Genomic DNA, 12,412 nt, shown 5'->3' with positions numbered 1-12,412 from the left:
AGCGAAACTAATCGGCTTTGGTAATGCTACCAAGCTCTAGCATTGGAGCAACATCGATGTCCTCTGCATTCATCATCGTCGAGATGCGTTGAACGGAAGATAGTAGAAGGGATTGCTCCCATTCTTCCAATTTTTGGAATCGATTAATGAAGTGCTCTTGCAGCGGCGTTGGTGCTTGTTTTAAGGCTTCTTGGCCCTTGCTCGTAAGTACAGCATGCACTTTACGCTTGTCTTGAACACTGCGCTGACGCTCAACAAACTGGCCTCGTTCTAGTCTATCTAGAATGGTCGTTGCGGTCGCTTGGCTCATGTTAGTGTGGCTAGACAACTGTTTAATCGTCACGTTATCTAAGTCATTGATAGCGCGCATCAAAATCAACTGTGGAGCAGTCAATCCAGACTCTTTGCTCAGCTTTTTAGAATGTAAATCAATAGCGCGGATGATCTGACGAATCGAGACCAATACTTCTTCGTACTTTTCCAATTTATTCATCCAGTCTGTAGGGAACATTTATCGAGGCGACACTAACTTAAATGCGCCCTTATTTAAAGGGGGGAAATCAAAAATTACCTCTACAATTTTACGCCGTGTCCTCAATACCATTTTGTCGCGCCTTTTCGACAAAATAAGAGGAGCTAAAATTATTATAGCAATAAATGTTTGTGGTCTAACTATTGTAGTAGTGATTTGTTCTATCAAAGGCCGTAACCACGTAGTGAAAAGTAAGTTATTGGATTTTTTAATAGCAAAAAGATAGACAAAAACGTGTCAAATGATAGGATCTTGCGCCTTCACGGAATGCAAAACGTATCGTGTTCGAAAGATTTTTTTGTTTGGTACGTAAAAACACTACAAAAATAGAGAGGAACGATGACAAAGGGTATAGATAAGTACAGTATCGATAGTACCGACTATACGGTAGGTCAGGACAACGTTCAAAAATGGGGTTTTGATGTTCATAACCCAGTTTTTGGTATTAGTGCAGGTTTAATTGCGCTGTTTCTTGTCGCTGCATTAGTTCTAGATGCACATACCGCAAAGACGGCACTTGATGGGCTGAAGTGGAAAATTATTGGTTCATTCGATTGGTTGTTCATTATTGCAGGTAACATTTTCGTTATTTTCTGTTTGGCGCTTATCGTCTCACCAATGGGTAAGATCCGACTAGGTGGTAAAGACGCTGTTGCCGATTACTCGTTTATGTCATGGCTTGCAATGCTATTTGCAGCTGGTATGGGTATCGGTTTAATGTTCTGGAGTGTTGCAGAACCTGTCGCTTACTTCACCGGTTGGTATGAAACGCCACTTGGTGTTGAGGCAAATACACCAGAAGCCGCGAGATTGGCACTGGGTGCAACGATGTTCCACTGGGGCCTTCACCCATGGGCAATTTACGGTGTTGTAGCACTTTCTTTAGCATTCTTTGCCTACAACAAAGGTTTACCGCTATCTATGCGTTCGATCTTCTACCCACTTCTGGGTGATCGTGCATGGGGTTGGGCTGGCCACATTGTGGACATTCTGGCTGTGCTTGCGACTTTATTTGGTCTTGCTACATCCCTAGGTCTAGGTGCGCAGCAAGCAGCAAGTGGTATTCATCACGTATTTGGTGTTGAGCCAGGCCTAGGTCTGCAAATCGTCGTTATTACCGTGGTGACTTTACTTGCTGTTGTTTCAGTCGTACGCGGCATCGATGGTGGTGTTAAAGTCATTAGTAACATCAACATGGTTGTGGCGTTCTTGCTACTTCTCCTTGTTGGTCTTATCGGTTGGGCGGCGAGCCTAGGTTCGATTCCAACCACACTTATGGCATATGTAGAGAATATCATCCCACTAAGTAACCCGTTTGGTCGTACGGACGAAGCTTGGTTCCAAGGCTGGACAGTGTTCTACTGGGCTTGGTGGATTTCATGGTCGCCATTCGTAGGCATGTTCATCGCGCGTGTTTCTCGTGGCCGTACCGTTCGCGAGTTCATCACAGCAGTTCTGCTGGTTCCAACTGCGGTTACCGTTGTTTGGATGTCTGTATTTGGTGGCCTTGCGATCGAGCAAGTTGTTGATAAAGTAGGTGAGCTGGGCACAAATGGCTTGACTGACGTATCACTTGCTATGTTCCAAATGTTTGATGTTCTTCCATTTGGTAGCATGCTTTCTATCATCGCTGTTGTGCTGGTACTTGTGTTCTTCATTACGTCTTCTGACTCTGGTTCACTTGTTATCGACAGTATCACGGCAGGTGGTAAAGTCGATGCACCTGTACTTCAACGTGTCTTCTGGGCATTCATGGAAGGTGCAATTGCGGTTGCTCTGCTATGGATTGGTGGCTCCGAGGCTGTTCAAGCTCTTCAGGCCGGTGCCATTTCTACAGCACTGCCATTTACCTTCATTCTGCTTGCAATGTGTGTGAGCTTATTGATGGGTATGCGAACTGAGCGTCAGTAATTCGGCATTTTATAAAACCGTCTGACTAACAATTAATCAAAAGGCCAGCAATTTGCTGGCTTTTTTTGTGCGGTTTTTATGACGCTTGAGACAAAAAAATGACACATGAAAGTTCATATTTTACAAAGAGTTAATGTGCTATTTTGTTTTTTAAAAATTAGTGAATAGTCGTAAAAAAGTGTGTAATATTCATGCACCTTAACTGTTCTCCCAACTCAAAAAACTATAAATATGAAATTATCATTAAAACAAAAGCTTATAGGCGCAAGCCTTTCTGCTGTTGTTGTGATGGCAACAGCACTTACTTGGTTGTCGGCTGGTCAATTATTTGATCAGACTCGTTCAGGTGTCTATTCACGTGCGCAAAGTCTTAGTACTACTGCGTCAGAGGGAATTTCTGATTGGGTCAATATCCGTAAAGATATTGCCACTGCGTTCAACGACTACTCGACCGAGCAAGACGTTGTTCCTTTCCTACAACAAGCTCGCAAGGCTGGTGGCTTCGATGACATCTTCCTTGGTACACCAAACGGTGATATGTACCGCTCTCATCCGGAGCGTAACCGTGCTGATTATGACCCTCGCACACGTCCTTGGTACAAGGATGCTGATGCCGCGGGTAAGCAAATCATCACAGCCGCATATCAAGACGCAATCACGAATGCACTACTTGTGACCATTGCTGAGCCAGTAATGAAAAATGGTCAGTTTGTTGGTGTTGTTGGTGCGGACGTGCTGATCGATCAGCTTATCAGCGATGTGATTAACTTAGATGCAGGTGAAAACGCGCATGCGATGCTAATCGACATGAATGAAGGCACCTTCTTAGCGCATCCAGATAAAAGCTTGACGCTTAAGCCTATCACCAGTGTTCTAAAAGATTTTTCAGAAGAGGCAATTGAGCGTGCCGCCGATGAAGGTCGTATCGAAGATACGGTAATCAAAGGAAAAGAGAAGCTTTACTACTTCAATAAAGTTCCTGGTACGCATTGGATGTTTGCGATTGAAATGGATCGCGCAACAGAAGAAGCAGGTCATGCGGTATTGCTACGAGATCTATTGTTCACTGCTGTGGCGATCACGATTGTGGTTATTCTTGCAGTTTCTTGGCTAGTTGGTTTCTTGTTCCGTGACTTGAACCGCGTATCAAATGCACTGGAAGAAATTGCATCTGGCGAAGGTGACTTAACGCAACGCCTAGAGCCACGCAGTGATGATGAAGTAGGTAAACTGGCGGAAAACTTCAACCGTTTTGTTGGCAACATGCACACAATGGTTACTAAGCTTAGCCACGTATCTTCTGCGCTTTCAGAGCAAGCACGCACGACAGCACAGCAAGCTGAGGAGCGTAGTCAGCGTATCTCTTACCAGCAAGATGAAATCAACATGGTGGCGACGGCTGTGAACGAAATGGCAGCAGCGACACAAGAAATTGCAGGTAATGCTGATAGCACGGCAAGTAACTCAGAAGAAGCGGTTCAAGCTTGTTCACATGGTTCTAGCCAAGTAACTCAAACGCAAGGCTCTATTCAGAACTTAGCGCAAGAAGTTCAAGTTGCTACTGATGTGATTCAAGAGCTAGAAGCACACGGAAATAGCATCAATACGATTCTATCAACGATTCAAGGCATTGCAGAGCAAACGAACCTACTTGCACTTAACGCGGCGATCGAAGCGGCACGTGCAGGTGAGCAAGGCCGTGGTTTTGCTGTGGTTGCAGATGAAGTCCGCGTATTGAGCCAACGTACTCATGCTTCAACGCAAGAGATTCAAGAAACTATCGAGATGCTACAAGGCACAACAGCCAAAGCGGTCGGTATTATGGGTGACAGTCGTCGTCTAGCTGATACCAGTGTTGATGATGCCAATGCGGCTGCAGCGAGCTTGACGCAAATCCACACTGCTGTTGAGCGTATCAGTGATATGGCAACGCAGATTGCTTCAGCAGCAGAAGAGCAAGCATCGGTAACCACTGAGATCACTCGTAACACTGAAGGTATTCGTGACGTGTCTAACGAGTTGTCAGTCGAAGCTCATCAAGCAGCAGAACAAGCTGCTCACCTGTCTGAGCTATCACACGAACTTGAACAAGAGATTCAACGCTTTAAGCTGTAATCTTGTCTCAACCTAAGTAAAAAGGAGCCATCTGGCTCCTTTTTTGATCGCTATTAAGCGTGAAGTATACTACAGCCAGAACTCACTGATGGGTTGCTCTTCACTGTAATGATGGGCGATTTGCGCTTGCAGTAGCTCTGCGGTAGCAATTGCATCGGTTAATGCATGGTGAGGCGTATAGTCTGGCAGCCCATAACGGCGTCGAGATTGCGCTAGCCGAACCGATTCTGGTTTTTTCCCTTTTAAACGCTCCCAGAGAGAGCCTGAACGTTTCTGTTGAATCGTTTCTTCAAGGTGCAGCGTATCTAAAACAGGAAACTCAATACCTTCCCCTAAACGGCTTTTGAGCGCTTTATCCAGAAACTCTCTCTCGATACGACGGTAATGAACAACAATGATTTTCCCGCTTAAGCATGGTAGCAGCTCGCTTAAGATATCGCCTAAGTCAGGTGCATCGATCAATTCGCTGTGAGTAATACCGTGTATAATGACTGAATCTTCATCGAGTGCACGCTGTGGACGTACCTTCCAATGACGCGAGTTACGTAGGAAAATTCGCTTCAGGTTAAACGGCACCAAACCAATAGTAATGATGTCATGTTTTTCAGGATTCAAACCCGTCGTTTCGAAATCTAACGCCACGAACTCCACCTCAGATAACGGTGTTTCTGGAGCAGGCGGCTTGTTGCTATAAAACGCAATTAAATTCTCATCCTTCGCCATCTCCAGCTTTTGTTCAAACTTCGTTGGCCACTGAATGGTTGGCCTCTGAAAGAGCTTTTTAATCATGCTAAACCTCACTTAAAGCTCTTGTTCGCTTGGTAGCGGAACTTAAGGAAATTTTGACCATTGCTTAGGATCTGGAATGCATCCTTTAGGTTGCGACGTTCAAACTCAGAGAGGTTTTCTGGTTCGATATTGTTATCAGGATCAATGCCTAGTTCCACATCCGTCGCTTGGTGACGAATACGCACCATGGAAATAAACTCTAACGCGTCTTTTAAGTCTTGTGCTCGACCTTTTGGCAAAATGCCAGCGTCAATGATGTCGTCGAGACGCTCAAACGAGTTCTGTGCACGTGAGCCAACTGCCAGAGAGTGAACACGAATTAAGTCGACCAGAGGAGCAGTACCGCGACGTTTGAGGTTGATGGAGTTGTTGTGTCTGCCATCTTTTTCCATCACGAAGTCTTTAAAGAAGCCTAGAGGTGGTGTTCTGTTTAGTGCGTTACGAGCCAAACACGCTAAGAAGCGGTTGTTCTTTCGAGCGCGACGAACAATAAAGCTAGTTAACTGTTCTGCCCATTTTAAGCGGCCATAGACACCATCCAAGTCGAAAAAGATGGAGGCGTTGAGTAGTGCTTTCGGGTTCGGGTTATCAATCCAGTCAGCAAAACACTCTTCCCACTCTGAACGAGTCATGCGCCATAGTGGGTTGGTTGCCATAATATCACCTGTGCAATATTTGTAGCCACAGGCATCTAACCCATCGCTGACGTATTTTGCTAGGGCTTCGAAGTATTTACCATGTTTCTCTTCTTGATAGGTCTCATCTAGAATGATGGCGTTATCTTGGTCAGTCACCAACAGTTGCTCATCTCGCCCCATTGAGCCAAGTGCAAGGAAACAATAAGGAATTGGCGGTGGGCCAAGCTCTTCTTCTGCCATTTCTAGCAGACGCTGTTTGAAGCTTCGGCCAATGACCGACATCGCGCTACCCACCATGTGAGAGTTGGCATCTTCATTGACCAGACGCACGAAGCTGCTTTTCACTTCTTCGGCAACAACGGCTAAATCTTCGATAGTCTGTTGTTGGAAAATACTACTCACCAACAACAACGAATTCTGAGATTCATAACGAACAATGTCGGTTGTTTCGATAATACCGATTGGTAATTGGTTTTTTACCACTGGTAGGTGATGTACGTTGTAACGCAGCATCGTTAACATTGCTTCATAGATGTAAGCGTTGTGGTCAAGAGACATGACCTCCGTGGTCATCACATTGGACACATCGTCCTGTGGGGACAAACCTTCAGCTAACACACGGGTACACAAGTCACGGTCAGTAATGATACCAAGTACTGGGGACTGTGGATCGTCTTCGTCACGAACGAAATCTGGGTCGACGATAAGTAAAGCCGATACGTTGTCATTCGCCATTTGCTGCGCGGCTTGCTGGATTGTCTGACCACGATCAATCGTATGAGCATCGCCAGTCAGCAAGGTTTTCACTTTCGACGTCGTCAGGTCATTGGCGTCTTTGTTTTCTGAAATGGCTTGGCGTAAACGAGCGCTATTTTCAACTTCAACAAAATCCGCAAAGGAATCAAAGTTATCGTAAATTTCTTGGAAAATGTCACCAGGAATACAGTAGAGCAGGGTATCCTCAATGGCTTTTACCGGAAAGCGGACTTTGTTATTGGTGAGCATGCCCATCTGGCCAAATAGGTCACCTTCGTCAAGGCGGTTATACAGCTCACCTTTGCGTCGATAAACTTCAACAACACCGCTTCGCACCACGTATAAATCTTGGATATAGTCTCCAAAATGGATGATGGGGGTATCTTCTCGGTAGTACGAGATTTCGACACTCTCTGTCACCTTGTTTAGTGTTTCTTCAGGGAGTTCATTGAACGGGGGATACTTGGCGAGAAAGTTGTAAATCTCGAGAAGTTCTGCATCCATCGAAGGCGCCTTTTAGTTCGCAAATAATAAAGTAATCTTAACTTAGTTTTAAAACAGAGTCTTATCTGAACCGCGATTTTCGTGCTCAGTCATAAGATTCTGACATATCGCACGATAAGGGAGCTTCATTTTTACTACTATATGGTCACCTCAATTGAAAAAGACGTCGTCGATATGTTTTCTTCGTGATGACTGATTAGCTCTTTGGCTGTTTCAGATCGTTATCACGTCTTTAGATTAAGCTATTCTTCTTGAGCCAAGTAGCTCAGGCGATGGAATACAGTGTTTAGATAATTCTCATGAAAGGAAGTCGAATGGTGAGAAATTTATTGCTTGTTTCTTTAGCTGCTTTGCCGGCGATATCAAGCGCAGCGGTCATGCACCAAGCAGAAAAATTTGGGTACGAACACATTCATTTGGATGTTGGTGCCGGAACGACAAACGAAGAATGGTTAGATAACTCTAATGCGACCACAGTTGGACTCGGTGGTAACTATTTGTTTACTGAGAACTGGTTGTTTAATGTTGATTACTCAGCGCAGTTTTTCCATCCGGATGATTTTACTCTTCGCATTGACCGCCTTTTGTTTGGTGGTGGTTACCGTTATGGAGTTACAGAGCAATTCGATATCTACGGGCTATATGGAATAGGCGCAATCAAAGCGAAAGCGACGGACGACAAAACGGATAATACGTTGTCTTCCGATAGCGAATTGATTCAAGCTGTAACTGTTGGGGTGAATTACTTGCTCAGTGAAAAGCTTATTGCGACAGCTGAAGTGGAGTTGAACCGTAGTGATATCGTTGATGAGAACAATTTTAAGATCGGTCTTAACTACCAATGGCATAAAGTCATCGGCACTGGTCTTTTTTATCAGTTTAGAGATACTGATTACAGCGGTGAAAGCTCAGATTACGTCAATGAAGTAGGGCTGAGTTTGAAGTTTGTCTACTAGATCGGACGGGTTCGTTTTTGGCGTTAAGTTAAAACAAAAAAGGTCAGCTTATGCTGACCTTTCCTTTTAATAAAGTATGCGACAGTCGATTATAAAACCGCTGCAATGCCTTTACATAGAGGGCCCATATTTGACTTCGTCATACCAGCAACACTGATTCGGCCAGAACCGACAATGTAAATACCGAACTCTTCTTTAAGGCGGTTAACTTGCTCTTTAGAAAGACCAGAGAAAGAGAACATACCATTTTGACGTTCGATGAAACTAAAGTCTGCGTCCACACCCTCTGCTTTTAGTGTCGCTACAAACAGTTCACGCATTTCTTGAATGCGGTCACGCATTTCTGCTACTTCAGCTTCCCATTCCGCACGCATTTCGGCGTTGCCAAGAATGTGAGTCACGACAGCGCTGCCGTGTGCAGGTGGGTTAGAGTAGATAGAGCGAATAATGGCTTTAACTTGAGAAAAAGCGGTTGTTGCGACTTCTTCTGACTCAGCTACTAACGTGAAGGCACCTACGCGTTCATTGTATAGGCCAAAGTTTTTCGAGAAAGAGCTCGCGACTAGGATTTCTTTGTTGTATTTAGCAAAAGTACGAAGACCTGCAGCATCTTCTTCCACACCTTTAGCAAAGCCTTGGTAGGCGAAGTCGAACAGAGGAAGCAATTTCTTCTCTGCGACAAGTTTCGCCAATGTTTCCCATTCTTCAGCCGTAGGATCGATCCCTGTAGGGTTGTGACAGCAGCCGTGTAGAAGCACGATGTCGCCTTCAGATGCAGATTGCAGATCATTTAGCATCGCATCGAAGTCTTTGTCTTTTGTTTCAGCATTGTAGTAGCTGTATTGTGCCGTTTCGATACCAGCAGCAGTAAATACGCCGTTGTGGTTCGCCCATGTTGGGTTGCTGATCCAGATCTTTACATCGCCTAGTTGACGTTTAATAAACTCGCCGGCAACACGTAGTGCACCAGTACCACCCGGAGCTTGAGCTGTTTTAGCGCGTTTTTCGTTTACAATTTCTGCATCAGAGCCGAAAAGCAGTTTTTGCACTGCAATGCCGTACTCTGCTGTGCCTTCGATGGTTAGGTAAGATTTGGTTTTTTCAGTTTCAACAAGTGCTGCTTCAGCTTTCTTTACTGTCGCAAGAACGGGAGTTTCGCCTTGCTCGTTTTTGTAAATACCTACGCCAAGGTTAATTTTGTCTGCGCGAGCATCTTTTTTAAACTCTTCAGTAAGGCCAAGAATAGGGTCAGCCGGAGCGGCAACTACTTTTTCAAACATAATCTTCATCCATGTTAATCGAAGGGGTGTGCTAACATTTATACCTTTCAGCAATATTGGTTACAACCGTTACTGAAAAGAAAACCTAAAAAAGTTGCGATTTGAAACAGAATTCTAACATAACTAAAGTTTTTGCCATGAAAACGTTTGGTAGGCACAGAGTTTGAAGGGCATTTATGCCATGGTTGGAGAAGTTTTGCACACATCCCAATCGTTTCAATTCAGTGCTTTGCGTTAACACGTTTATAATTGTCTAGTGAGGATTTGTTGAGACAAAAACGCCCCACCAAAGGTGGAGCGTTTACTGTTAGAGTATGGATATCGGTTGGGGTTATTTCTTCAGATTGATTTCCGACTCAACCGCATTGGTTTCGATGTCAGGGTTAGAAGAAAGTTTTTCAGTCGCCCAGTCGTTCATATGCTTTAAGATCGCTTTTAACGCGTGCTTTTCGGTTGGTACTTCTGTCTTTTCAACTTCAAGTTTTTGCTTCGGATGCGTACCCGTCGCATCTTCTGCAACGTGTAACCAATCTGGATGCCAGTAATAAGGTTGGCCGGAAGGAGAGCTCCAAGAATGTACGCCGTTGGATTCACCTTTGTATTTAATATCTTCTTCGTTGTATTTCGCCATTATTGTTTTCTCTCATAATCCATGAGTTGAGGTGTGCATCACCATTACTATTTAAATGTAACAGATGTAATGAAAATTAATGTGATAACAATCGACTTATTTTGCCCTTTGAACGCTATAGAAGATGCGTACTTCTCATTCAGAAGAATTTACTATTTGGCAGGTTTTAGCTTTATTTGTGTTTAAAGCATACAACGATGGATTCGCCTACCTAATGCTATTCATGAACGGTGATAGAGCCTAAACTACTCGTCATTCAAGTGTTTGAGAATCGCCGCTTTTGCATGCTCTTCTGTCGCTGTTTCTCCATCAGGGACTTCAAGGTCAGCCTTTTTGTGTTCACCCAAAGCATCTTCAGCGATATGCAGCCAATCAGGATGCCAATAATAAGGGGTGGTACTGCCAGGATGGTCCCAACTATGTACACCTTTATGTTTTCCGCGATACGAGAGATCGTCCATTGTAAAAACTTTCATCGCTTCCTCCTGATTTAAAGACCGTAGCTCGAAGTGAGTTTAACGCACTCAGTCCAACGTAAAACCTTGGCTTTTAGGTATTGCAAAGATGTGAGGCAATATGTGTGTAACAGTCAAAGTATGGGATATAAACGCTCACTTCGTGGCTGAAATATCTATTGATAAGCTTGATAAATTACGTTGCTAAATTGAATACTCCCATATCAGAATGCTGGCGCGAAGTATGCTATGGTGCGGCTGTAAGTGAAATGAGGGAAACATGAACCGATACCGTCAACTGGCTGAGCTGTTCAAAACGCAGATTCAGCAAAATACATGGAGAGCAGGGGAAAAGCTGCCATCAGTGCGTGTAACAAGCCGAAACCATTCTGTCAGCGCAGGTACGGTATTACAAGCTTATCAGTTGCTCGAAGCACAAGGTTGGGTCGCAGCGAAACCTCAGTCTGGATACTTTGTGACTGCGGAGTTGGACCGCTTCGAACCGAGTTCTCCAGCCACTTCCGTTTATCGCTCCAGCATCAACGATGAACTTTACGACTACCTCAAAAATCAGGCCTCACCGAATGCGGTGAAGTTTGGCTCCGCGTTTCCAGACCCTGCATTGTTCCCATTAGAAGCGCTAAACCGCAACCTAGCCAGCTCAGGCAGGAAGATGGGGGCAGAGACGTTATTGGATAACTTGCCGCCGGGCTGTGAGTCTCTACGCCGTTTGATTGCTCAACGGTACATCCAACAAGGTATGGTGTTTACCCATGATGATATTGTCGTTACTTCTGGCGCATTAGAAGCATTGAATTTGAGCCTTCAGGCCGTGACCCAGCCTGGAGATACTGTTGTAGTTGAATCACCGACGTTTTATGGCGCACTTCAAGCGATTGAACGTTTAGGTCTAAAGGCGATAGAAATAACGGTGGATCCGTTAACTGGACATTCAGTGGATCAAATTGAAGCGACTTTTGCCGGCAATGATGTTCGCGCATGTTGGTTAATGACTAACTTTCACAATCCAACAGGAACCTTATTAAGTGACGGGCAGAAGCAACGTATCGTCGAACTGGCTGACAAATACGATGTGTACTTGATCGAAGATGATGTGTATTCAGAGCTTTATTTTTCTGAAAAAAAGCCAAGCTCACTTAAAGCTTTTGATACACAAGAGCGCGTGTTGCATTGTGGATCATTTTCAAAAAGCCTTTGCCCTGGCTATAGGCTGGGCTGGGTGGTAAACAAACGCTTCAATGAGCAACTTCAAAAGCTGCAACTTATCTCGACGTTGTCAGGCAGTGCACCAATCCAGCAGGGTATCGCGCATTACTTGCAAAACGATAGTTATAATAGCCATCTTAGAAAACTGCGAAAGAATCTTGAGCAGCGGCAATTGGCGTTTATTGAACTGGTTGATAAGTACTTTCCCCAATCGATTCGTTACACGCAACCGGAAGGCGGCTATTTTCTTTGGATAGAACTGCCGAAAACAAAGTGCGGAAAAGCGATTTATCAGAAGTTATTGGAAGCGAACATCACTGTAGCATTTGGTCAGTTGTTTTCTATCGCTCCAAATTATGAGAACTACCTGAGGCTTAATACATCGTTACCTGTAAATGATGAATTAGAACAAGCCGTGAAGACGGTCGGAGAATTACTTCATTAGCCAACTGTTTACCTGTTTTTTGCTCAAACTGTATCAGTGGACGATACCGAAGCTGTGTTTCAATCATGGGCAGACAACCATTTAGGTTAGGAGCCGTAATGAAAAAGCAGTTGGTAAAGCATGAACTTAGGTTGATGGGTGTTGCTATTTTTAGCGCATTTTTGTTGGTGTTT

10 protein-coding genes are annotated in these 12,412 nt (G+C 44.4%); 4 read left to right on the top strand and 6 right to left on the bottom strand.

The features are described 5' to 3' along the window. Positions 1–7: 7 nt before the first annotated feature. Complete coding sequence (locus R7O12_RS16495) at positions 8–484, bottom strand: MarR family winged helix-turn-helix transcriptional regulator (protein ID WP_005376877.1); 477 nt, start codon at positions 482–484, stop codon at positions 8–10. A 387-nt stretch (positions 485–871) separates the two neighbouring features. Between R7O12_RS16495 and R7O12_RS16490 the strand changes: the two genes are divergently transcribed. Together R7O12_RS16490 and R7O12_RS16485 are read left to right on the top strand one after the other, a co-directional pair. Next, positions 872–2,443, top strand: a complete 1,572-nt coding sequence (locus R7O12_RS16490) for a BCCT family transporter (protein ID WP_005376879.1) — start codon at positions 872–874, stop codon at positions 2,441–2,443. 231 nt (positions 2,444–2,674) lie between these two features. Beyond that, a complete protein-coding gene (locus R7O12_RS16485) occupies positions 2,675–4,558 on the top strand; it encodes a methyl-accepting chemotaxis protein (protein ID WP_005376880.1) in 1,884 nt (627 codons plus the stop codon). Between the two features lie 69 nt (positions 4,559–4,627). Here the strand turns inward: R7O12_RS16485 and R7O12_RS16480 are convergent, their stop codons facing one another. Then, positions 4,628–5,347, bottom strand: a complete 720-nt coding sequence (locus R7O12_RS16480; protein WP_318105881.1) for a 3'-5' exonuclease — start codon at positions 5,345–5,347, stop codon at positions 4,628–4,630. A gap of 8 nt (positions 5,348–5,355) precedes the next feature. Then, positions 5,356–7,245 carry a DUF294 nucleotidyltransferase-like domain-containing protein gene (locus tag R7O12_RS16475; protein ID WP_318105879.1) on the bottom strand — a complete coding sequence of 630 codons (1,890 nt, stop codon included), beginning with the start codon at positions 7,243–7,245 and terminating at the stop codon, positions 5,356–5,358. Positions 7,246–7,559: 314 nt separating this feature from the next. Between R7O12_RS16475 and R7O12_RS16470 the strand changes: the two genes are divergently transcribed. Continuing rightward, positions 7,560–8,201, top strand: a complete 642-nt coding sequence (locus R7O12_RS16470) for an outer membrane beta-barrel protein (protein ID WP_042522781.1) — start codon at positions 7,560–7,562, stop codon at positions 8,199–8,201. Between the two features lie 89 nt (positions 8,202–8,290). Here the strand turns inward: R7O12_RS16470 and R7O12_RS16465 are convergent, their stop codons facing one another. The 3 genes from R7O12_RS16465 to R7O12_RS16455 form a co-directional block, all read right to left on the bottom strand. Then, positions 8,291–9,481 (bottom strand): amino acid aminotransferase, encoded by a 1,191-nt coding sequence (locus R7O12_RS16465; protein WP_017636105.1) that lies wholly within the window; start codon positions 9,479–9,481, stop codon positions 8,291–8,293. A gap of 331 nt (positions 9,482–9,812) precedes the next feature. After that, entirely contained in the window at positions 9,813–10,112 is a 300-nt protein-coding gene (locus tag R7O12_RS16460; RefSeq protein ID WP_005376885.1) for a hypothetical protein, read from the bottom strand. 245 nt (positions 10,113–10,357) lie between these two features. Next, positions 10,358–10,588 (bottom strand): hypothetical protein, encoded by a 231-nt coding sequence (locus R7O12_RS16455; RefSeq protein ID WP_017636104.1) that lies wholly within the window; start codon positions 10,586–10,588, stop codon positions 10,358–10,360. Positions 10,589–10,847: 259 nt separating this feature from the next. On the opposite strand from R7O12_RS16455, the gene R7O12_RS16450 reads away from it, so the two are divergent. Then, complete coding sequence (locus tag R7O12_RS16450) at positions 10,848–12,239, top strand: PLP-dependent aminotransferase family protein (protein WP_318105876.1); 1,392 nt, start codon at positions 10,848–10,850, stop codon at positions 12,237–12,239. Positions 12,240–12,412: the final 173 nt, after the last annotated feature.

The sequence above is a fragment of the Vibrio sp. Vb1574 genome, from assembly GCF_033338675.1.
This window is presented reverse-complemented; position numbering and strand designations above follow the sequence as displayed.

Coding starts and splice junctions, on each gene's coding strand:
- R7O12_RS16455 (WP_017636104.1), bottom strand. CDS start 10,588: ATGAAAGTTTTTACAATGGACGATCTCTCGTATCGCGGAAAACATAAA.
- R7O12_RS16460 (WP_005376885.1), bottom strand. CDS start 10,112: ATGGCGAAATACAACGAAGAAGATATTAAATACAAAGGTGAATCCAAC.
- R7O12_RS16475 (WP_318105879.1), bottom strand. CDS start 7,245: ATGGATGCAGAACTTCTCGAGATTTACAACTTTCTCGCCAAGTATCCC.
- R7O12_RS16465 (WP_017636105.1), bottom strand. CDS start 9,481: ATGTTTGAAAAAGTAGTTGCCGCTCCGGCTGACCCTATTCTTGGCCTT.
- R7O12_RS16450 (WP_318105876.1), top strand. CDS start 10,848: ATGAACCGATACCGTCAACTGGCTGAGCTGTTCAAAACGCAGATTCAG.
- R7O12_RS16470 (WP_042522781.1), top strand. CDS start 7,560: ATGGTGAGAAATTTATTGCTTGTTTCTTTAGCTGCTTTGCCGGCGATA.
- R7O12_RS16485 (WP_005376880.1), top strand. CDS start 2,675: ATGAAATTATCATTAAAACAAAAGCTTATAGGCGCAAGCCTTTCTGCT.
- R7O12_RS16480 (WP_318105881.1), bottom strand. CDS start 5,347: ATGATTAAAAAGCTCTTTCAGAGGCCAACCATTCAGTGGCCAACGAAG.
- R7O12_RS16490 (WP_005376879.1), top strand. CDS start 872: ATGACAAAGGGTATAGATAAGTACAGTATCGATAGTACCGACTATACG.